Below are 19960 nucleotides of genomic sequence, written 5' to 3'. Positions count from 1 at the left end.
ACGGCTAGCGGTCTGCCGGCCAGCTTCGCCGCACCAATTGCACCCGCTCGATGCGGCTGCAGTGTTCGCAGCGGTATTGGAGAATATCCCTGCCGTCATTGCCCGGAGAGCTGCTCTCGAGCCGCATCGTCCTGACGCAGCTGATGCAGGAGATCAGCGTCAGCAGCGGGCTGCGATCGTCATTCATCGATGCCCGCGGTGGCGCGGTCGGATCGGCGATCATGGCGCTGGGCGATGCTATGGCGTTGGCTCTCACCACAGGAAAATGCAATCCCGCGCTCCGGGTTCCAGCCCGGAAACTTGTTCAGGCGCGAGACCGCGCCAAGCACCTGGCTGCACCTGGTCCGGATCAGGTTCGCGCGACGCTCTGGCCTGCCGCGGTCTTCCCCTTGCCGGGTTTGCTCCGGTCCGGCTTGACCGTCGCTGCCGGCCGATCCGCGTAGCTCCGGCTCAGCCGCTCCCTGACCGTCGGCAGTCGATCGCCGCCCCCGGCGGCCTTCCACCGGCCAATGAGCTCAGCCACCTCGGCGCGCATCGCCATCAGCCGGTATGACGCTTCGCTGCAATCAAGGTCGCGATTGACCTGATCGCGGATCGACGCCTCGATCAGGGTCATCTCAGCCCGCAAAGTGCTGATCTTCCGGCGAATTTCATTGATTTTGTTATCCATGGCTTGTTAGAACAAAAATAGAACATATTGTCAAGTCACGATCCAGCAAGCGAGGTCAGCGATGAGCATAGCAGCAGTGAGATATGGCGGGGTCGCGGAGCGCCTTGGCGGACTGATGACCCGTGCCCAGGGGCTGCGGTTGAGGAGCCTCGCCGAAGAGGCCTATCAGCCCAACCAGTACGCGCGTGACCTGACGTCCGAGGAAGCCGAACGGCGCATCGACGCGTTGAAGGCCGAGATCGCGCTGGCGGATTCTTTCTGAGCCGCCCCACCTCCCGCAAGGCTTCGATATGGCGGCGCAGCCAGTTCTGCTATTGCGGCTTCGTCTTTGGGGAGCGTCAGGTGCTGGAGCTGGAGAAGCGGTCGCCGCTGGCGTTCCCGATCGTGCTGAAGGACGGCCGCACGCTCGCAACCGTCGGCGATGCGGCGGACTATCTATCTGCGCTGAGCCTCGATCAGCGGGAGCGCGGCTACTGGAAGGCCGCCATCATGATGTTCAACAACGCCATGCGCGAACCGAGCTATCTAAAGATCGCAACGATGAACATGCGCTCCGCCCTTGTGTATGACCGGCTCGTCGACGACGTTGGCGCCTGATTGTGGTGCGGCAGCTACAGCCGAATCGACAGCGGCTGCGTAAGGCCCTGTCCGTTATGGCCGCAAACAAGGTAACGGCGGTACACGCGACGGCAGGACGCGCAATTGCGCATCGGCCGCACTCTCGGGCCGCCTCGGAGGGCCAAGGCGGCCCATTTCTTTTCAAGGAAGTTTTGTCTTTCAGAGCAATTTTGCGCGAACGAACAACGTCCGCAGCGCGTTGGTCGCCTGCACCGTCAGTATTGCGTTCCCGGCCGCTCGCTCCAGCGCAGCCAACGCGTCGTCATGCAGCGAGCGGAACTCCATCCATTCGACGGCGCTGAGATTGTTGATGAAGCGGTAGGCCTGGCCGACGGTCGCAAGCGTCACCGTCTCGCCGTTGAGCCGCACCTTGAATGTCGCCTTCAGCGGCGTGTCGGATTTGGAAACGTCACCCATGGCGCGGTTGTGCGCCGCACGGCGTTAATGTCAATCTAATTTCTCTGCTCCCGCGCCACTGCGCCGGCCCCACGGAATCGCAATGTCTGTTAGCGTTTCGTGGGGGTGATTCGTGCCTGATCTTGCCAACACAGCCTATCTCGATGCGCTCAATTCCGAGCAGCGCCGCGCCGTCGAGCACGGCGTCGGCAAGGATTGCATCGTGGGCACGCCGCTGCTGGTGATCGCGGGCCGCCGGCTCCGGCAAGACCAATACGCTTGCCCATCGCGTCGCGCATCTGATCTTAGCCGGCGCCGATCCGCGCCGTATCCTGCTGATGACCTTTTCGCGGCGCGCCGCCGCCGAGATGGCCGGCCGCGTCGAGCGGATCGCGCGGCGCGTGCTCGGCGATCGTGCCTCGGTCATGACCGACGCGCTGAACTGGGCCGGCACGTTCCACGGCATCGGCGCGCGGCTGCTGCGCGAATTCGCCGAACGCATCGCGCTCGACCCGGCCTTCACGATCCATGACCGCGAGGACTCCGCCGACCTGATCAACCTGGTCCGCCACGATCTCGGCTTCTCGCGCACCGAAAGCCGGTTCCCGACCAAGGGCACCTGCCTTGCGATCTATTCGCGCTGCGTCAACGCGGAGATGCCGATCGAGGCGGTGCTCGGACAGTTCTTCCCGTGGTGCTCCGGCTGGGCCGGCGAGTTGAAGCAATTGTTCGCGACCTATGTCGAAGCCAAGCAACGGCAGAACGTGCTCGATTACGACGACCTGCTGCTCTACTGGGCGCAAATGATGACGGACGCCGCGCTGGCCGAGGAGATCGGCGGCCGCTTCGACCATGTCATGGTCGACGAATATCAGGACACCAACCGCCTGCAATCCTCGATCCTGCTCGCGCTCAAGCCCACGGGACGCGGGCTCACCGTGGTCGGCGACGATGCGCAGTCGATCTATTCGTTCCGCGCCGCCACCGTGCGCAACATCCTCGACTTCCCGGGCCAATTCAGCCCGGCCGCCGAGATCATCACGCTCGACCGCAACTATCGCTCGACGCAGCCGATCCTCTCCGCCGCCAACGGCGTGATCTCGCTCGCCAAGGAGCGCTTCACCAAGAACCTGTGGACCGACCGGACCTCGACCCGCACGCCGCTGCTGGTCACGATCCGCGACGAGGCCGATCAGGCGCGGTACATCGTCGAGCAGGTGCTGGCCAACCGCGAGGAAGGCGCGCTGCTGAAGCAACAGGCGGTGCTGTTCCGCACCTCGTCGCACAGCGGACCGTTGGAGGTCGAGCTGACCCGCCGCAACATCCCGTTCGTGAAGTTCGGCGGCCTCAAATTCCTCGACGCTGCGCACGTCAAGGACATGCTGGCGCTATTGCGCTTCACCGCCAATCCGCGCGACCGGGTCGCCGGCTTTCGCATCCTGCATCTGTTGCCCGGCGTCGGGCCGGCCTCGGCGCAGCGAGTGCTCGACCACATGGCCGAAGCCGCCGATCCGATTGCAGCCCTCGTGGCGCTGCCCGCCCCGCCGCGCGCCGGCGCCGACTGGCGGCTGTTCGTCGAGGCGATCGAGAACCTGCGCTACTCGGAATGGCCCGTCGACATCGAGCGGGCGCGGCTCTGGTACGAGCCGCATCTCGATCGCATCCAGGAGGACAGCGAGGTGCGCCGCGCCGATCTCATTCAGCTCGAGCAGATCGCCGCCGGCTATCCGTCGCGCGAACGCTTCCTCACCGAGCTCACGCTCGATCCGCCCGACGGCACCAGCGACCAGGCCGGCGTGCCGCTGCTCGACGAGGACTATCTGATCCTGTCGACCATCCACTCCGCCAAGGGGCAGGAATGGAAGTCGGTCTATGTCCTCAACGTCGTCGACGGCTGCATGCCTTCCGATCTCGGCGCCGGCACATCGGCCGAGCTCGAGGAGGAGCGCCGCCTGCTCTATGTCGCGATGACCCGCGCCAAGGACGATCTGCACCTGATGGTGCCGCAGCGCTTCTTCGTCCATGGCCAGGCCGCCAAGGGCGATCGCCACATGTACGCCTCGCGCACCCGCTTCATCCCGGAACGGCTGCTGCCGATGTTCGAGCGGACCAGTTGGCCGCGCGCCGCGCCTGCCCAAGCCTCGACCGCGAACCGAACGCCACCGATCGACATCGGCGCCCGGATGCGCGGCATGTGGCGCTGACGCCCGCCAGAGCGTTTATTTCAGGGCGACGCGGAACGAAGTTGCCGGCCTCGCGTTGAGGCGGCGTTCGTAATCGGCAAACGACCATCCCAGACGGCTTCGGCGCGGTGTTCCGCGCGGGAGCCGTCTTTTTTGCGCCGCGCAGCGCTAACCTGCCTTCACGAAACTCAGTCCAATCCGCGTCTTCTTGCTCCAGATCACCTGGCACTCGTAGACGACGGAGGCATCGCCGGCCATCACCAGGCGGAATCTGTGCGGGACGAAGGCCGGGTTCTCGACTTCGATCGCCGCCCCGTCCGGGGATACGTTGACGATCGTGCAGTGCATGACCGAACCGCCCGACGAGACATAGCCGGGTTCATTGACCTCGGTTCGCGGATGCCTGCGCTTTTCGTCCACCCGGCCTGCCCCCACGCTCTGTTCGCGCAAAGGTGGGCGATCGGCATTACCGGAGTCAACGGCTGGCGCGGCTCACGTCGGGCTTTCGCACCATGATTTGTGCGCAGCAGTAAGCCGAATTGCTTATCGTGTCCGTGCAGATGAGCTCCGCGTCGGCGCGGGCTTGCCGTTCGCGGCGGCGCGAGGATAGCCTCATCCGATGGGCGATGCGCTGGCGCGACGCACGCTCCGAACAATAATGAACAGGCGCCATGGGGAGACGCGCCATGTTCGAGATTCTCGATCGCCGGACGACTCTGACCGGCAACCAGATCAAGATTCTTGCGGCCGCCATCATCGGCGATGCGCTGGAATTCTTCGACTATTTCCTGATCGGCTTCGTGCTCGCCTTCCTGATCGGGCCCTGGAAACTCACCTTCGGCCAGTCGGCGACCGTGCTGATGAGTTCGGGCATCGGCGCTATCATCGGCGCCTATCTCTGGGGTTGGCTCGCCGACCGGGTCGGGCGCCGCATCGTCTTCATCGGCACGGTGCTCAACTTCTCGATCGCGACCGGCCTGCTCTATTTCACCCCCGACAATGGCTGGGTTTATCTGGCGATCCTGCGCTTCTTCGTCGGCACCGGCGTCGGCGGCCTGTATTGCGTCGACCTGCCGCTGGTGCAGGAGTTCATGCCCTCGCACAAGCGTGGCTGGGTCGGCGGGCTCGTCACCTGCGTGATCCCGCTCGGCGTCGGCCTCGGCGCGGTGCTGGGTGCGATCATGGGCACCGATCAATGGCGGCTGCTGTTTGCGATCGGCGTGCTGCCGGCGGTTCTGGTGCTGCTGGTCCGGCTCTGGGTTCCGGAGTCGCCGCGCTGGCTGTGCCGGCAAGGACGCTATGACGAAGCCCGCAAGTCGCTCGCCTGGGCGCTCCAGCTCCAGCCCTCCGAACTGCCCTTGCCGAGCGCGGCCGACGCCGGCCCGATCGTTAAGACCAGCTGGTTCGACCTGTTCAAATATCCGCGCAGCCTGATCGTCTCCTGGCTCGGCAATGCCGGCGCGCAGACCGGCGTCTACGGCATCACACTGTGGGCGCCCTCGCTGTTCGTCCTGCTGCTGAAGGTGACGCCACAGGAGGCCGCCAAGATGATGATCCTGCTCAGCGTCACCGGCTTCCTCGGCCGCATCTCGTTCTCCTATTTCTCGGAACTGCTGGGACGGCGCGTCGCCGGCGGCCTGCTCGGCTTCGGCGCCGGTGCGCTCACGATCATCGCGGGCTATCACTACGACGCGACGCTGTTCGGCATGTCGGCGTTCTGGCTGCTGCTGGGTGCCGCCTTCTTCTTCGCCGACGGCGGCTTTGCGATCGTCGGTCCCTATGCGGCGGAGGTCTGGCCGTCGCATCTGCGCACCACCGGCATGGGCTCGGCCTATGGCTTCGGCGGCATCGGCAAGATCATCGGGCCGGTCGGGCTTGCCCTGATCGTTGGCTCGAACAATTACCTCAAGCCGGACGTGCCGTTGACCCAGATCCCGACTGCCTTCGTCTATCTCGGCTGCTGGTTCCTGATGGCGGGCGCCGTCTATCTGTTCTTCGGGCTTGAGACCCGGGGCAAGTCGATCGAGCAGATCGACAAGGAGCTCAATGCGACGGCCGACGTCGCGGCCTCCCGCCACCATCCGGCGCGCCTGAGGGAGGCGGACATGAGCGTGACTTCAGCCGATCTTGCGGGCGATCGCGACGTGATCGCCCGCGCCGAGGCGATCAGGGACGCGGTTGCAGCGGCGTCCAACGAGATCGAAACGGTGCGCCGCCTGCCGCCCGATCTGCTCGACCGGCTGCATGAGGCGCGGCTGTTCCGGTTGCTGTTGCCGCGTTCGACCGACGGGATCGAGACCGATCCCGTCACCTTCTTCCATGTCATCGAAGCCATCGCCAAGGCCGACGCTTCGACGGCGTGGTGTCTGAGCCAGGCCGGCGGCTGTGCGATGTCGGCGGCCTATCTCGATCTGCCGGTCGCACAGGAGGTGTTTGCCGACCCGCGCGCCGTGCTGGCCTGGGGCCCCGGCCCGAAGGTCAAGGCGATCGAATGCGAGGGCGGCTACCGCGTCACCGGGGTCTGGTCGTTTGCTTCGGGCGGACGGCACGCGACCTGGCTCGGCGCGCACTGCCCGATCTACGCCGCGGACGGCTCGCCGCGCCGCGACGCCAACGGCGAGCAAATCGAGCGCACCATGCTGGTGCGGACCGAAGACGTCGCATGGACCGACATCTGGAACACGGTCGGGCTGCGCGGCACCGCCAGCGACCAGTTCGCGCTGGACGATTTCTTCGTCCGCGCGGATCATTCGATCACCCGCGAGTTCGACCGCGAGTGCCGCGAGAACGGCCCGCTGTACCGGATGAGCAACCACACCTGCTATCAGGTCGGCTTTGCCGGGGTCGCCTGTGGCATTGCGCGCAGCGCGCTGGACAATTTCCTCGACGTCGCCCGCAACAAGGTGCCGCGCGGCATGACGAAGACGTTGCGCGACAATGCGGTGGTGCAGTCCGGCCTTGCCCAGTCCGAGGTCAATCTGCGCGCTGCCCGCGCCTTCCTGCTGCAGTCGATGGCCGACATCTGGCAGGATCTGGTGGCCGGCCACAGCATCACCGTCGCGCAGCGCATGACGATCCGGATGGCCGCGACGCACGCCATCCACAAGGCCAAGGAAGCCGTCGACTTCGCCTACAACACCGCCGGCGCCACCGCGATCTTCGACGGCCATCCTTTGGAGCGCCGCTTCCGCGACATCCACACCGTGACCCAGCAATTGCAGGGCCGCTTCAGCCATTTCGAGACCGTCGGCGCCTGGATGCTCGGCGTCAATGCCGACCTCAGCTTTGTCTAATCTCAATTCTCAAGGAGACGAACCATGCCACTGGGCGGACTACAGCATTTCACCATCGAACCGCAGGATCTGGAGAAGACCAAGACGTTCTATTGCGAGGTGCTCGGGCTCGAGAACGGCGATCGCCCGCCGCTCGATTTCCCCGGCTATTGGCTCTATTCCGGCGGCCAGGCCACGGTCCATTTGATGGGCACCCGCAAGCCGCGCGACGGCATCGTGGTGCGCGGCACCGAGAAGAAATATGAGGACACCGGTCGCCTCGACCACATCGCCTTTGCCGCCACCGACGTCGACGGCGTGCGCAAGCGCCTCCAGGCGAACAACGTCAGCTTCCGCGAGCAGATCGTGCCGCGCACCGGCGACACCCAGATCTTCCTCTACGATCCCGACGGCGTCGGCGTTGAGCTGAACTTTCCCAAGAGCTGAACCGGCTTGCGCTGAACTGATCTGCTCAACAATTGGTCGGCGCATCTGCCGGCCAGTTTTCATGTCGCGCAATCGGTTCCCGACAAGGCCCCGACTCGGCCATCACTCGGGCGTGATCCGGTCCGTTTTTCTTCAACATTGAATGACGAATTAACCGGGCCGCGCCGCTGCGGCAGAATAGCCGGGTGCTGCGCCTTTAACCTACCCCAGGGCATGGTGGCCCGGCTATTCGTCCCCACTTCGCCGGCGATATATCCGTAAAAGCTTTCCAAGCGAAGTCGATATCCGTTCGCGTAATGAGAACGCTTCGGAACAGGAGTCTGGAGTCCTCATTCCAATCCCATGAAAACGGCTCTAGTCGAGCCCGCGTTCGTGGCTGAGGCGGACCATTTCGTTGATGAAGATTTGTTTCTGCTTGTCGTCGAGGCTCGCATAGAGCGGCTCGGCGGCGTCGGCAACGTTACGCTGATCGCCCGCGCGGTCATTGAGGAACTGAGCCTCGTTGCGCATCTGCTCGATGATGTCATCGGGTGGATCGCGTTGCGCCCGCGCGATGCGCAGGTTGAGCCGGTCGGCGCCGTTATGGCCGAGATAGTGCATCGCACTGTTGAAGCCGGCCCAGTTCTTTTCCTGCTCCGGCGTGAGATTGAGTTCCTTCTTGATCCGCTCGATGTTGGCGTCGCTGTTGGCGACGATCTGTTCGGCCGTGAGTTGCGGCGCGCCCGCCTGGGTCAGCATCGTCGGCGGCTGCTTGGCACCCTTGTCCTTGGTCGCGGCCTTGGCCGATTTGCCGGCCTTGGCGCCCTGCTTGTCGCCTGACGCCGGCGCCTGCGCGTTCTTGCCGTTGCCGGCACTGGGATTGGCGTTGTTGGCGTTGTTGCCGGTGAATACCCCGGTCACGCCGGTGACCACGCCGACCACGCCCCCGATCGCGCCGCCCAGGACGCCACCGACCGGTCCGGCGGCCTTGTTGCCCTCGCGCGCGCCTTTCTCGACGCCCTGCACGATCTGCGCATCGACCATGTGAGGCACTGCAAGCAGCGTGACGGTGGCGGCCCCAACCGCGGCGCACAACCTCCATTGTGCTCGCAGCTTCGCTACCGGGATGAGCATGATCGGATCTCCGTGATCGATGGTGGATTGCACGTTTGATGCGGGGGTCGGTTCGACGAATCCAGACTTTATCGTTTCCAGCTTCAGCGAGTCTATCGGTCGCGCCGGGCATCAACATGACGGGAACACGGTTGATCCGGCCCAACCGGAAACCTGCGGCTCAACCGCGCACCGTCTCGCGCGTCTCTGCGTCGCGCATCGCGTGCATCGCAACATGATTACACGAAACGCTGAAATCCACCTGCAATTGCGACGCCGCTGCTGACCCTGCCTGCAATTTGACCACAACGTTAGTACTACTCGGGACCGGCATCTCGTTTCTCGACAGCCGCAAGCAATTCTGTTCTGATCAGTGTGAACGAAATTCCGCGACGTCGCGCCAACGCGACGCACAAAAACAACGACGGGATTCGAAAAAGTCTTTTGTCCGTCGGCGACCAGGGAGGGAATGCCATGTCACGGAAGAAGCTTTCGCGCCGAGAATTCGTTGCAGCGACAGCGCTGTCATCGGCGGCGCTCGTTACAGCCCCTTACGTGCGCGGCGCCTACGCAGCCGGAAAGCTCTCGATCGGTTTCTGGGATCACTGGGTGCCCGGCGCGAACGGCGAGTCGACCGCTCTGGTCAAGGAATGGGCCGAGAAGGAGAAGGTCGAGGTCCAGATCGACTACATCACCAGCGTCGGCAACAAGAACCTCGTCACCATTGCCGCCGAAGCGCAGGCGAAAACCGGTCATGACATCTTCGCCATGCCCACGTGGTGGGTGCACTCCAACGCCGAGCAACTCGAGCCGGTCAACGACGTCATGGAGCCGCTGATCAAGCAGAATGGCGAGGTCAACGGCACCGTCAAGTATCTCGGCCAGCTCGACGGCAAATGGCTCGGTGTTCCCACCTGCCTCGGCAGCCAGATCAAGGGCCCCTGCTCGCGCATCGACCTGATGAAGAAATATGCCGGCATCGACGTGCAGGAAATGTATCCGGCAGGCAGCCCGCCGAAGGCGGACAACTGGACCCTCGATACCTTCCTTAAGGCGGCCGAAGCCTGCCACAAGGCCGGCTTCCCGTTCGGGATCGGGCTTGGCGAAACCAGCGACAATGTCGACACCGCCGGCGCGATCTTCCAGTCGTTCGGCGCCGAACTGGTCGATGCCAAGGGCAACCTGACCGTGAAAACCGACGCGGTCCGCCAGGCGCTCGACTACTACAAGAAGCTGATCGCCTTCCTGCCGCCCGACGTCTCGGCATGGGACGATGCCTCCAACAACAAATGGCTGGTGGCCGGCAAGGGCGCGATGATCATGAATCCGCCAAGCGCATGGGCGGTGGCCAAGCGCGACGCACCGCAGATCGCCGAGCAATGCTGGACCCACGGCTTCCCGGCCGGTCCCAAGGGCCGCTTCGCGCCGTTCCTGCCCTACTTCCTGTCCCTCTGGAATTTCTCCAAGAACAAGGAAACGGCCAAGAGTCTGCTGACCCATTTGTCGCAGCCGGCTTCGATCGAGCGGCTGGTCAACGCCAGCGGCGGCTACGATCTTCCGGCCTTTGCCAACCTGACCACGTTGAAGATCTGGCAGGAGCAGGCCCCGCCGAAGGGCACGCTGTACCACTATCCCAACCCATACAACCATCAGACCCTGTCGATCGCCGCATCGCCGGCGCCGCCGAAGGTTGCCCAGCAGATTTACTTCCAGGCCACCCTGACCAAGATGTGCCTGCGATACTACCAGGGTGAAAGCATGGAAAAGACCCTCGCCTGGGCCGAGGGCGAGTGTGAAGGCTTTATGCGAAGCTGACGACAAGCGAGCCCCGCATGGCCGGCCGATCGTGCCGGCCGCGCGAGCTCTCGCCGCTACATCCCAGCCGCCGAGCCGGCGAGTCTGCAACCAACCCGCGCGAGGGACCTGCGTTATGGTTGATGTCGCATTCCACCCCAACCGCGCGGCCGCAGCCCAGTCGGGTCGGCGCCGCGTCGGCTTGCGCAACGCGCTGCGGCGCAAGTCGATGGCCGCGTTCCTGATGACGTTGCCGCTGATCATCCTGATCGCTGTTCTGGTGCTCTACCCCGCCTTGTATTCGCTGCACCTCGCGACGCTGAACAAGGCGATGACCAAGTTCGTCGGCTTCGGCAATTTCGAGTTCCTGTTCAAGCGCGACACCTTCTGGCTGGTGGTCAAGCAATCCTGCATTTTCGCGATCTCGGCGGTGATCTTCAAAGCCCTGATCGGTTTCATCGTCGCGCATTTCGTGCACAACGTGCCCGCCAACAAGCAGCGCAAATGGCGCGGCATGCTGCTGGTGCCGTGGGTGATCCCGCCGGCCATGAGCACGCTGGCCTGGCTCTGGCTGTTCGATCCGTCCTACAGCGCCTTCAACTACACGCTATCGTTCTTCGGCATCGGGCCGATCCCGTGGACCGGCGATGCGATGTGGGCGCGCTTCTCGGTGATCCTGGTCAACGTCTGGTACGGCGCGCCGTTCTTCATGATCATGTATCTGGCGGCGCTGAAATCGGTACCCGACCAGCTCTATGAAGCAGCCGCGATCGACGGCGCCAATTGGTGGCAGCGCATCTGGTACGTGACGCTGCCGATGATGCGCAACATCATCGCGATCACCACTCTGTTCTCGCTGATCGTGACCTTCGCGAATTTCGACATTGTCCGCATCCTGACCGCGGGCGGCCCGCTCGATCACACCCATATCTTCGCGACCTGGGCGTTCCGCGTCGGCATCGAGGGCAGCGACATTCCGCTCGGCGCCAGCGTCTCGCTGTTCATGGTGCCGATCCTCGCGGTTGCAGCGATCTTCATCCTGCGCGACATCTCCAAACGCGGGAACGAAGCCTGATGAGCACGATGACGATCGACAAGTCCGGCCCGACCCGCAAGATCAAGTATGGCAGCATGAGCCGCGACCGGACCTGGGCTCTGCGCTGGTCGTATTTCTTCCTGACCCTGTTTGCGATCTTCTCGCTGACGCCGCCGTTCTACATGCTGATCACCTCGCTCAAGGGCAGCGCCGAGATTTCGGCGGCGACCAACCCGTGGTGGGTGCACCAGCCCACGCTGGAGAATTACGTCGAGCTTCTGACCTCGAACCAGTTCCTGCGCTTCTTCTGGAATTCGGCCTGGGTCTCGATCATCGTGGTCACCATCACGATGCTGATCAGCGTGCCGGCCGCCTTTGCGCTGTCGCGGATGAAGTTCTGGGGCTCGGCGACGCTCGCGACCGGGGTGTTCCTCACCTACCTGATCCCGGACAGCCTGCTGTTCATTCCACTGTTCAAGATGTTCGCGGTGTTTGGCGACTGGACCGGCATCCAGCTGGTCAATCGCTGGTATGTGCTGCTGTTCATCTATCCGACGCTGACGGTGCCGTTCTGCACCTGGATCATGATCGGCTATTTCGCCTCGATCCCGAAGGAGCTCGACGAGGCCGCGATCATCGACGGGGCAAGCTGGTTCCAGACGCTGACGCGGATATTCATCCCGGTCGCGCTGCCTGGCCTGATCGCGGCGACGATCTTCGCATTCACCGTGTCCTGGGCCCAGTTTCTCTATCCCTTGGTGTTCACCACCTCGACCGACCAGCTGGTGCTGCCGGTCGGCATCATCACCACGCTGATCAAGGGTGACGTCTTCAACTGGGGGCAGATCATGACCGGTGCCCTGCTCGGCGCCGCGCCGCCGCTGATCATCTACGCCTTCCTGATGGACTACTACATTGCCGGCCTGACCGCCGGTGCGACAAAGGGTTGAACTTATGGCCGACGTCAGTTTGCGCAAGGTGGTGAAACGTTACGACGAGGTCGAGGCGGTGCGCGGCATCGACCTCGATATCGCCGACCATGAGTTCGTGGTGCTGGTGGGCCCGAGCGGCTGCGGCAAGTCGACGACGCTGCGGATGATCGCCGGCCTCGAGGACATCTCCGACGGCGACATCATGATCGGCGGCGACGTCGTCAACGACGTGCCGCCGAAGGACCGTGACATCGCGATGGTGTTCCAGAACTATGCGCTCTACCCGCACATGACCGTCGCCGAGAACATGTCGTTCGGGCTGCGGCTGAAACACTATCCCAAGGCCGAGATCAAGAGCCGGGTCACCGAGGCCGCCCGCATGCTCGACATCACCGACCTGATCGACCGCAAGCCGAAGCAGCTCTCCGGCGGCCAGCGCCAGCGCGTCGCGATGGGACGCGCGATCGTGCGCAATCCGAAGGTGTTCCTGTTCGACGAGCCGCTCTCCAACCTCGATGCCAAGCTGCGCGTGCAGATGCGGATCGAGATCAAGAAGGTGCACCAGAAGGTCCGCACCACGACCGTCTACGTCACCCACGACCAGGTGGAGGCGATGACGCTGGCCGACCGCGTGGTGGTGATGAACCACGGCAGGATCGAGCAGATCGGCACGCCCAGCGAGCTCTATCACAAGCCGGCGACCAAGTTCGTCGCAAGCTTCATCGGCTCGCCCGCGATGAATTTCGTGCCGTGCCGGCTCGAGGATGTCGGCGGCAAGCTCAACGTGCGGCTGACCGACCGGCTCGCCTTCGCGCTGCCGCCGGCGCGCGCCGCCCGCTACCAGGCGCTCTCGCGCAGCGACAAATTGTTGCTGGGCATCCGCCCCGAGCACGTCATGGAGGCACGGCCGCACGCCGAGCCCGGCGTCGAACCGTTCGACGCAGTGCTCGACGTCACCGAGCCGATGGGCATGGAGACCCTGGTCTATTTCACGCTGGAGGGCAGCCAGGTCTGCGGCCGGGTCAACCCCAATGCCGGCGCGCAGGATGGCAGCCCGCTCCGATTGGCTGTGGACCTCAACAATATGCATTTGCTAAACGAGGTGACCGGCGCCGTCCTTTGACGGCGTACAAGAAACCTCAAGGGCAGGAAATGGCCACCAACAAGAAGAAGATCTTCATCACCCAGACTCTGTCTCCGGGCGCGCGGGCGCTCCTCAACGAGCGGGACGACGTAGAACTCATCGAATTTCCCAACCTGATCTCGGCCAAGGATTTCCAGGCGATGCTGGAGCAGCATGCCCCGGTCCATGGCGTCGCGCTCGGCGCCACCCGGTTCGGCGAGGCCGAGCTGGAAGCCTCCAAGGGCATGATGGTGGTGACCCGGATTGGCGTCGGCTACGACGCCGTCGACGTGCCGGCGCTGTCCCGCCGCAAGGTGCCGCTGATGGTCGCAGGCACCGCCAACTCGCCGTCGGTCGCCGAGCAGGCCCTGTTCATGATGCTGACGCTGGCCAAGCGCGCGCAGGAAATGCATTCGATGGTCAAGGACGGCACCTGGGCGAGCCGGCTCGGCGTGCTGCCGTTCGATCTCTACGGCAAGACCGTCCTGATCGTGGGCTTCGGCCGCATCGGCACCCGCACCGCCAAGCGCTGCCTGGCGATGGAAATGAACGTGCTGGTGTACGACCCCTACAAGCCCGCCAGCGAGATCACCGCGGCCGGCTGCGAGGTGGTGCCTAGCCTGGAGGCAGCATTGCCGCGGGCGGATTTCGTCACCATCCATTGCCCGAAGAATCCCGAAACGGTCGGCCTGTTCAACGCGGCCCGGATCCGCCTGATGAAGCCGACCGCCTATCTCATCAACACCGCCCGCGGCGGCATCGTCGACGAGAAGGCGCTGCACGACGCGCTGGTGTCGGGCAAGCTCGCCGGTGCCGGCCTCGACGTGTTCGAGATCGAACCGCCGCCGGTCGGCCAGCCGCTGCACGCTTTGCCCAACGTGATCATGGCGCCGCATGTGGCGGGCGTCACCGTCGAGGCGGTCGATCGCATGAGCGAACAGACCGCGCGCAATATCCTGAGCGTGCTGGACGGCAATCCGCTGCGCCAGAACGTGATCAACCAGGACGTCCTCGGCTGAGCTTTCAGCCTTCCCAAAAGCGCGATGAGATAGGTCATCGCGCTTTAGTTTGTTTGAGCACGATCTTTTCGGAAAACCGCTTCACACTTTTCCGGATCGTGCTCTAGTTGCGCAGTGGCCGATCCGGCAAGGTCGGCCCGGCGATGCGGAGCATGCACATGGCTTTCAAGGAATTCGGCAACTACGATGCGGTCGGTCTCGCCGAGCTGGTCCGCAACAAGGACGTGACCGCGAAGGAATTGCTCGACGAGGCGATCGCGCGCACCGCCGCCATCGATCCGAAGATCAACGCTGTTGTCGTCAAGCATTCCGACTACGCCGAGCGCCAGATCGCCAAGGGTCTGCCTGACGGTCCCTTCACCGGCGTGCCATTTTTGCTCAAGGACCTCGATCTGCTCGAGGGCACGCGCACCACCTCGGGTGCCAGCCTGCTGAAGGATTTTGTCGCCGACCATAACAGCACGCTGGCGCAGCGCTTCCTCGACGCCGGGCTTACGATCTTCGGCAAAAGCTCAAGCCCGGAATTCGGGCTGATGCCGACGACGGAATCCCGCCTGTTCGGCCCGACCCGCAATCCCTGGAATCTCGACCATTCCTCCGGCGGCTCGTCCGGCGGCGCCGGTGCGGCGGTTGCGGCGCGCATCGTGCCGGTCGCACATGCCAGCGACGGCGGCGGCTCGATCCGGATCCCCGCCTCCGCCTCCGGCGTGTTCGGCATGAAGCCGACCCGCGCCCGCAACCCGGTCGGCCCCGACCGCGGCGAAGGCTGGGGCGGCTTCTCCGTCGGCCATGTGCTGAGCATCAGCGTCCGCGACAGCGCGGTCATGATGGATGCGATCCATGGTCCGGAGCCGTCGAGCCTCTACGTCGCGCCCCCGCCGGAGCGGCCGTTCTCGCAGGAGGTCGGCCGCGACCCCGGCCATCTGCGCATCAGCTTCACCGACAAGTCGCCCTATGGCGATGCCATTGATCCGGAGATATCAGCGGCGGTCCGCGACGTCGCCAAGATGCTGGCCGGGCTCGGCCACCATGTCGAGGAGCGCGCACCGCCGCTTGCAGCCGATCCGGCCGCGACCATGACGACGATCGTCGCCGGCAACACGGCGCTGACGATCCGCCTGCTCGAGCAGCGCGTCGGGCGCACGCTGACATCTGACGATGTCGAGCGGTTGACGCTCGCCAGCGGCCAGAACTCGGCCAAGATGACCCCGGCCGATTATGTCGCCGCGCAGCTTGCCGCATTCCAGATCTCGCGTGGGCTCGCGACCTTTTTCGAAGGCTGCGACATCTTTCTCAGCCCTACGCTGTGCGCGCCGCCGCTCCGCCTCGGCGAGCTGAACACGATGTCCGAGGACCTCACCCACATTGCGCCGGTGCTGCGCCGCTATATGCCGGGCACCTCGATGTTCAACATGTCCGGCCAGCCGGCGATGTCGGTGCCGCTGGCCTGGAACAAGGCTGGATTGCCGCTCGGCATGATGTTCGCGGCCAAGCTCGGCGAAGAAGGCCTGCTGTTCCGCCTCGCCGGCCAGCTCGAACAGGTCCGGCCCTGGAAGGACCGCCGCCCGCCGGTCTGCGCCTAGCTGACAAAGGACAGTCAGATCAGGTAGATAGGAAGGGCGTCGGCGCGATTCCGCCGGCGCCATGCCTGGGAGGCCGAACCGTGAGTGACCCGACCGACAATGCGCTCGCCGCGATCGCAAGCATTCTCGATCAGACGACGACGCCTCCCGAGAAGGCCAAACCGTCCGACAAGACGGCTGACAAGGCAGCCGAGCCCGCTGAGGAGCGGCCGGCGACGATCGCGATGCCGCCGCCTCTGCCAACATCGGTCGAAATCGTTACGGTGGAGACCGTGTCGATCACGACTGTGTCCACCGAGCACGCCCCCGCCGCGCCGTCGGCGGTCGAGCCGTCTCCGGTCGAACAGTCCGAACCTGCCGAACAGCCCGAGCCAAGCCAGCCCGAGACCCGCGAACCTGAGGTCGTCGAACCGGCAGCGGTCGAACCGGAGCCAAGCGAGCCGGAGCCTGAACCCGTCCAACCGGCCCAGCCGATCGAGGCGAACGGCTATTCGAAGTCCGGCCCGGGCCCGATGGCCGCACTGCGCTTTCGCTGGACGGTGCGCGAGGACGGTGGCCGATACTATGTCGACGAGACCGTCGGCGAAGGATCGACCCCGCTGGTCAACGGCCCGATGGACAGGGACGCGGCGATCAAATTCGTCGACGATCGCGAAGCCGAAGCGCGCCGCCGCTTCGAGCACTTCAGGCACGAGATCATCAGCCGCACTGCGACCGCCCTTCAGGCGCGCAAGGACAACACCGAAGCTTGAGTGACGACGCACACCCATGGGCACCGCAATCCGCGAATGGAGAACACTTTTATGTTTCGCGCGCTGGCCGGCCTCGCTCTCGCTTTGCTTCTGTCCGCCGCGCATGCGCAGACCGCGCCGTCCCGGCTCGATGAGATCGTCAAGCGCGGCACGCTGCGCGTCGGGATGACCGGCGACTATTTGCCCTTCACGGCGCTCGACAAGGAGACCAAGACCTTCCGCGGCTTCGACGTCGACATGGCGCGATCGCTCGGCAAGGCGCTCGGCGTCGAGGTCGAGTTCGTGCCGACATCATGGCCGCAAATGATGAGGGATTTCGAGGCCGACAATTTCGACATCGCAATGGGCGGCATCTCCATCACCTTCGACCGACAGAAGAAGGGCCTGTTCTCGACACCCATCATGCGCGAGGGCAAGACGCCGATCGTGCGCTGCGCCGACCAGGGCAAGTACGACACCCTCGCCGAGATCGACAAGCCCGGCACCCGCGTCATCGTCAATCCCGGCGGCACCAATGAGCGGTTCGCGCGCGCCAAGGTGAAGGCCGCCGACATCCGTGTCTTCAACGACAACACCAGAATCTTCGACGAGATCGCCAAGGGCGACGCCGATTTGATGATGACCGACGCGTCCGAGACGCGTTATCAGCAGAAGCTGCACCCCGGCGTGCTCTGCGCCGTGCATCCCGACAAGCCGTTCGACTTCGCCGAGAAAGCGTACTGGATGCAGCGCGACGTCGCCTTGAAGGCGTTCGTCGACCAATGGCTTCACATCGCGCGCGAAGACGGCAGCTACGCGAAGATCTACGCTGCGTGGTTCGAATAGCCTGCGTCAAACGCACGCGCTCATCATTCGATGCGGATCGCCTGAAACCAGACCGCAATCAGTGATTTGAACCTCATCGGTGAGGACACGACTCATGTTCTGACCGTGATTTGGGACACGTTCAACGAGGCGGTCACCGGATAGCCCTTGCGAAGGGGTTCCCTGCAGTGGAGGTCGAGATGAGGCAGCTTCTGGCGATCGCCACCCTTGCGCTGGCAAGCACGGCCGCAGCACAGGCGCAACACACCTTCGACTATGGCGGTCGCACCATCCGCATCGATCCCGATCGCGGCACGGTTTCGATCCCCGGCGTCTACGACAATACTCCCCGCCACACCAAGCGCGCCAGGAGCAAGGATGCCGAGCAGAAGCGCGAGCCGGCTCCGAAGGAAGCCAAGACGGATTCTCAAACCGCGCCGGCTGCACCACCTGCTGCGGCGCCAGCGCCTGCTCCAGCGACCGTTGATCAGACTGCTGCCCCGGCCGCGCCAGCAACATCTCAGCCGGCCGCCGCGACCACACCGCCGTCACACGCGCCGCCCCACGCAGCGCCGCCGGCAAGGCCCGTCACTGTCGGCACCGCGCCGCCAAGCGCGCCGGCGCCCAAGCCGGCAGCAACCCCCGTGCAAGCAGCCAACTCCCCGCTCGGCCTTTGGCTGACCGAGGAAAAGGAAGGCAAGGTCCGCATCGAGCAATGCGGTGCCAATCTCTGCGGTTATTCGGTCGACAAGAAGTCGAACGCCAACGGCGAGCAGGTTCTGATCAACATGAAGCCCGGCAAGGACAAATGGAGCGGCCGCATCTTCGATCCGAACAGCGGCAGCACGTACGATTCCACCATCGCGCTGAAGGGCCCCGACACGCTGCGCGTCCAGGGCTGCGCATTCGGCGGCATGTTCTGCGGTGGCCAGACCTGGACGCGGGTGAACTGACCTCTTGTAGCCCGGATGGAGCGCAGCGAAATCCGGAACTCTTGCCGCGGGGGCGCCCCGGATTGGGCTGCGCTTCATCCGGGCTACGGTCACCGAAAACAAAAAGCCCCACTCGTGAAAGCGGGGCTTTTCGGTTTGAGCTCGCGGCTGCGTTCAACCGATCTTGCCGTTGTAGTCCTCGTCGGTGACGTGCTCCATCCAGGTCGAGAACACGCCGTCGAGTGCCTCCTGCATGGCGATATGGGTCATGCTGTTGTCGGGCGAAGCGCCGTGCCAGTGCTTCTCGTTCGGCGGAATCCAGACGACGTCGCCGGGGCGGATTTCCCGGATCGGGCCGCCCTTGGCCTGCACCCGGCCGATGCCCGAGATCACATAGAGCGTCTGCCCGAGCGGATGGGTGTGCCAGGCGGTGCGCGCGCCGGGCTCGAACGAGACGCGCGAGGCGTTCAGCCGCGCCGGCGCCGGCGCCATGTTGATCGGGTCCTGCAGCACGCTGCCGGTGAAATGCTCCGCCGGCGCGCGGCGGGTCGGCCGCGAGCCGGAAACGTGGATATCCATGGGGTTACCTCCCTCTCTTGACGTTATTTCTTGGTCGCGGCGTAGCGTGCCTTGGTCTCGGCGTTCATCGGATACAGGCCGGGCAGCTGGGCACCATTATTCACCTCGTTGACGATCCAGGCTTCCATCCGTTCCTGCTCCGGCCCTTCGGCCAGCACGTGATCGAGGAAGGCCTGCGGGATCAGCACCGCGCCGTCCTGGTCGGCCACGACCACGTCATTCGGAAACACGGCAACGCCGCCGCAGCCGATCGGTTCGCCCCAGCCGACGAAGGTCAGGCCTGCAACGGACGGTGGCGCGGCATAGCCGTCGCACCACACCGGCAGGCCGGTGCCGAGCACGCCCTCGACGTCGCGCACCACGCCGTCGGTGATCAGCGCCGTCACCCCGCGCTTGACCATGCGCGCGCAGAGGATGTCGCCGAAAATGCCGGCATCGTTAATGCCCATGGCATCGACCACGGCGATGCAGCCCGCCGGCATCGCCTCAATCGCGGTGCGGGTCGAGATCGGCGACGACCAGGATTCCGGCGTCGCCAGATCCTCGCGGGCCGGCACGAAGCGCAGCGTGAAGGCGGGTCCGACCAGCCGCTTCTGTCCGGGCTTCAGCGGCTTGGTGCCGCGCATCCAGATGTTGCGCAGACCCTTCTTGAGCAGGACCGTGGTGATGGTGGCGGTGGACACGTGCGACAGCGTCGCGATCGCCTCAGTGGACAGTGACATCTGGAA

General features: G+C 64.6%; 20 protein-coding genes and 1 pseudogene. 14 read left to right on the top strand and 7 right to left on the bottom strand.

The genetic code is table 11. From position 1 onward, the window contains the following. Positions 1-4: 4 nt before the first annotated feature. Both ACVMB0_RS26495 and ACVMB0_RS26490 read right to left on the bottom strand, forming a co-directional pair. Positions 5-223, bottom strand: coding sequence for a hypothetical protein (locus ACVMB0_RS26495; RefSeq protein WP_456754774.1), 219 nt, complete (start codon positions 221-223; stop codon positions 5-7). A gap of 126 nt (positions 224-349) precedes the next feature. Further along, a complete protein-coding gene (locus ACVMB0_RS26490) occupies positions 350-670 on the bottom strand; it encodes a hypothetical protein (RefSeq protein WP_456754775.1) in 321 nt (106 codons plus the stop codon). A gap of 61 nt (positions 671-731) precedes the next feature. Here ACVMB0_RS26490 and ACVMB0_RS26485 point away from each other — a divergent pair, with 61 nt between their 5' ends. Next, entirely contained in the window at positions 732-932 is a 201-nt protein-coding gene (locus ACVMB0_RS26485; RefSeq protein WP_461348167.1) for a DUF3072 domain-containing protein, read from the top strand. An 80-nt stretch (positions 933-1012) separates the two neighbouring features. Continuing rightward, complete coding sequence (locus ACVMB0_RS26480; RefSeq protein ID WP_461348166.1) at positions 1013-1267, top strand: hypothetical protein; 255 nt, start codon at positions 1013-1015, stop codon at positions 1265-1267. Between the two features lie 180 nt (positions 1268-1447). Here the strand turns inward: ACVMB0_RS26480 and ACVMB0_RS26475 are convergent, their stop codons facing one another. Further along, a complete protein-coding gene (locus ACVMB0_RS26475; RefSeq protein WP_461348165.1) occupies positions 1448-1705 on the bottom strand; it encodes a hypothetical protein in 258 nt (85 codons plus the stop codon). Positions 1706-1817: 112 nt separating this feature from the next. Here ACVMB0_RS26475 and ACVMB0_RS26470 point away from each other — a divergent pair. Continuing rightward, positions 1818-3888 (top strand): annotated as a pseudogene (locus tag ACVMB0_RS26470) (ATP-dependent helicase). A 147-nt stretch (positions 3889-4035) separates the two neighbouring features. Here ACVMB0_RS26470 and ACVMB0_RS26465 read toward each other — a convergent pair. Then, complete coding sequence (locus tag ACVMB0_RS26465) at positions 4036-4317, bottom strand: PilZ domain-containing protein (protein WP_461348164.1); 282 nt, start codon at positions 4315-4317, stop codon at positions 4036-4038. Between the two features lie 236 nt (positions 4318-4553). On the opposite strand from ACVMB0_RS26465, the gene ACVMB0_RS26460 reads away from it, so the two are divergent. Further along, on the top strand, positions 4554-7160 hold the full coding sequence (locus tag ACVMB0_RS26460; protein ID WP_461348163.1) for an MFS transporter: 2607 nt from the start codon (positions 4554-4556) through the stop codon (positions 7158-7160). Between the two features lie 24 nt (positions 7161-7184). Next, positions 7185-7586 carry a VOC family protein gene (locus ACVMB0_RS26455; RefSeq protein WP_456798098.1) on the top strand — a complete coding sequence of 134 codons (402 nt, stop codon included), beginning with the start codon at positions 7185-7187 and terminating at the stop codon, positions 7584-7586. Between the two features lie 354 nt (positions 7587-7940). On the opposite strand, the gene ACVMB0_RS26450 is transcribed toward ACVMB0_RS26455, so the two are convergent. Next, positions 7941-8699 carry a Spy/CpxP family protein refolding chaperone gene (locus ACVMB0_RS26450; protein ID WP_456754784.1) on the bottom strand — a complete coding sequence of 253 codons (759 nt, stop codon included), beginning with the start codon at positions 8697-8699 and terminating at the stop codon, positions 7941-7943. A 453-nt stretch (positions 8700-9152) separates the two neighbouring features. On the opposite strand from ACVMB0_RS26450, the gene ACVMB0_RS26445 reads away from it, so the two are divergent. The 9 genes from ACVMB0_RS26445 (at position 9153) to ACVMB0_RS26405 (ending at position 18674) form a co-directional block, all read left to right on the top strand. Continuing rightward, positions 9153-10493 (top strand): ABC transporter substrate-binding protein, encoded by a 1341-nt coding sequence (locus tag ACVMB0_RS26445; protein WP_456754786.1) that lies wholly within the window; start codon positions 9153-9155, stop codon positions 10491-10493. 115 nt (positions 10494-10608) lie between these two features. Then, positions 10609-11547, top strand: coding sequence for a carbohydrate ABC transporter permease (locus ACVMB0_RS26440; protein WP_461348162.1), 939 nt, complete (start codon positions 10609-10611; stop codon positions 11545-11547). Next, positions 11547-12458, top strand: coding sequence for a carbohydrate ABC transporter permease (locus ACVMB0_RS26435; RefSeq protein ID WP_461348161.1), 912 nt, complete (start codon positions 11547-11549; stop codon positions 12456-12458). Before ACVMB0_RS26440 ends, ACVMB0_RS26435 begins: the two co-directional genes overlap by 1 nt. A 4-nt stretch (positions 12459-12462) precedes the next feature. Beyond that, positions 12463-13563, top strand: a complete 1101-nt coding sequence (locus ACVMB0_RS26430) for an ABC transporter ATP-binding protein (RefSeq protein ID WP_456798100.1) — start codon at positions 12463-12465, stop codon at positions 13561-13563. Positions 13564-13592: 29 nt separating this feature from the next. Then, complete coding sequence (locus tag ACVMB0_RS26425) at positions 13593-14582, top strand: hydroxyacid dehydrogenase (RefSeq protein ID WP_461348160.1); 990 nt, start codon at positions 13593-13595, stop codon at positions 14580-14582. A 158-nt stretch (positions 14583-14740) separates the two neighbouring features. Beyond that, positions 14741-16165, top strand: a complete 1425-nt coding sequence (locus tag ACVMB0_RS26420) for an amidase (protein ID WP_461348159.1) — start codon at positions 14741-14743, stop codon at positions 16163-16165. 80 nt (positions 16166-16245) lie between these two features. Continuing rightward, a complete protein-coding gene (locus ACVMB0_RS26415; protein ID WP_461348158.1) occupies positions 16246-16917 on the top strand; it encodes a hypothetical protein in 672 nt (223 codons plus the stop codon). Positions 16918-16968: 51 nt separating this feature from the next. Continuing rightward, positions 16969-17742: a transporter substrate-binding domain-containing protein gene (locus tag ACVMB0_RS26410; protein ID WP_461348157.1), complete on the top strand. Its 774-nt coding sequence runs from the start codon at positions 16969-16971 to the stop codon at positions 17740-17742. 179 nt (positions 17743-17921) lie between these two features. After that, complete coding sequence (locus tag ACVMB0_RS26405) at positions 17922-18674, top strand: DUF2147 domain-containing protein (protein ID WP_456754794.1); 753 nt, start codon at positions 17922-17924, stop codon at positions 18672-18674. A gap of 153 nt (positions 18675-18827) precedes the next feature. On the opposite strand, the gene ACVMB0_RS26400 is transcribed toward ACVMB0_RS26405, so the two are convergent. Beyond that, the gene (locus ACVMB0_RS26400) at positions 18828-19232 is read right to left on the bottom strand and encodes a (R)-mandelonitrile lyase (protein ID WP_456754795.1); all 405 of its coding nucleotides are present in this window, start codon (positions 19230-19232) and stop codon (positions 18828-18830) included. Positions 19233-19255: 23 nt separating this feature from the next. Next, on the bottom strand, positions 19256-19954 hold the full coding sequence (locus tag ACVMB0_RS26395) for a ribonuclease activity regulator RraA (protein WP_456754796.1): 699 nt from the start codon (positions 19952-19954) through the stop codon (positions 19256-19258). Positions 19955-19960: the final 6 nt, after the last annotated feature.

Source organism: Bradyrhizobium sp. USDA 4451, assembly GCF_054822585.1.
The sequence above is the reverse complement of the archived record's forward strand: the minus strand, read 5'-3'. Positions and strand labels throughout refer to the sequence as shown.

Coding starts and splice junctions, on each gene's coding strand:
- ACVMB0_RS26495 (WP_456754774.1), bottom strand. CDS start 223: ATGATCGCCGATCCGACCGCGCCACCGCGGGCATCGATGAATGACGAT.
- ACVMB0_RS26490 (WP_456754775.1), bottom strand. CDS start 670: ATGGATAACAAAATCAATGAAATTCGCCGGAAGATCAGCACTTTGCGG.
- ACVMB0_RS26485 (WP_461348167.1), top strand. CDS start 732: ATGAGCATAGCAGCAGTGAGATATGGCGGGGTCGCGGAGCGCCTTGGC.
- ACVMB0_RS26475 (WP_461348165.1), bottom strand. CDS start 1,705: ATGGGTGACGTTTCCAAATCCGACACGCCGCTGAAGGCGACATTCAAG.
- ACVMB0_RS26460 (WP_461348163.1), top strand. CDS start 4,554: ATGTTCGAGATTCTCGATCGCCGGACGACTCTGACCGGCAACCAGATC.
- ACVMB0_RS26455 (WP_456798098.1), top strand. CDS start 7,185: ATGCCACTGGGCGGACTACAGCATTTCACCATCGAACCGCAGGATCTG.
- ACVMB0_RS26450 (WP_456754784.1), bottom strand. CDS start 8,699: ATGCTCATCCCGGTAGCGAAGCTGCGAGCACAATGGAGGTTGTGCGCC.
- ACVMB0_RS26445 (WP_456754786.1), top strand. CDS start 9,153: ATGTCACGGAAGAAGCTTTCGCGCCGAGAATTCGTTGCAGCGACAGCG.
- ACVMB0_RS26440 (WP_461348162.1), top strand. CDS start 10,609: ATGGTTGATGTCGCATTCCACCCCAACCGCGCGGCCGCAGCCCAGTCG.
- ACVMB0_RS26435 (WP_461348161.1), top strand. CDS start 11,547: ATGAGCACGATGACGATCGACAAGTCCGGCCCGACCCGCAAGATCAAG.
- ACVMB0_RS26430 (WP_456798100.1), top strand. CDS start 12,463: ATGGCCGACGTCAGTTTGCGCAAGGTGGTGAAACGTTACGACGAGGTC.
- ACVMB0_RS26425 (WP_461348160.1), top strand. CDS start 13,593: ATGGCCACCAACAAGAAGAAGATCTTCATCACCCAGACTCTGTCTCCG.
- ACVMB0_RS26420 (WP_461348159.1), top strand. CDS start 14,741: ATGGCTTTCAAGGAATTCGGCAACTACGATGCGGTCGGTCTCGCCGAG.
- ACVMB0_RS26410 (WP_461348157.1), top strand. CDS start 16,969: ATGTTTCGCGCGCTGGCCGGCCTCGCTCTCGCTTTGCTTCTGTCCGCC.
- ACVMB0_RS26405 (WP_456754794.1), top strand. CDS start 17,922: ATGAGGCAGCTTCTGGCGATCGCCACCCTTGCGCTGGCAAGCACGGCC.
- ACVMB0_RS26400 (WP_456754795.1), bottom strand. CDS start 19,232: ATGGATATCCACGTTTCCGGCTCGCGGCCGACCCGCCGCGCGCCGGCG.
- ACVMB0_RS26395 (WP_456754796.1), bottom strand. CDS start 19,954: ATGTCACTGTCCACTGAGGCGATCGCGACGCTGTCGCACGTGTCCACC.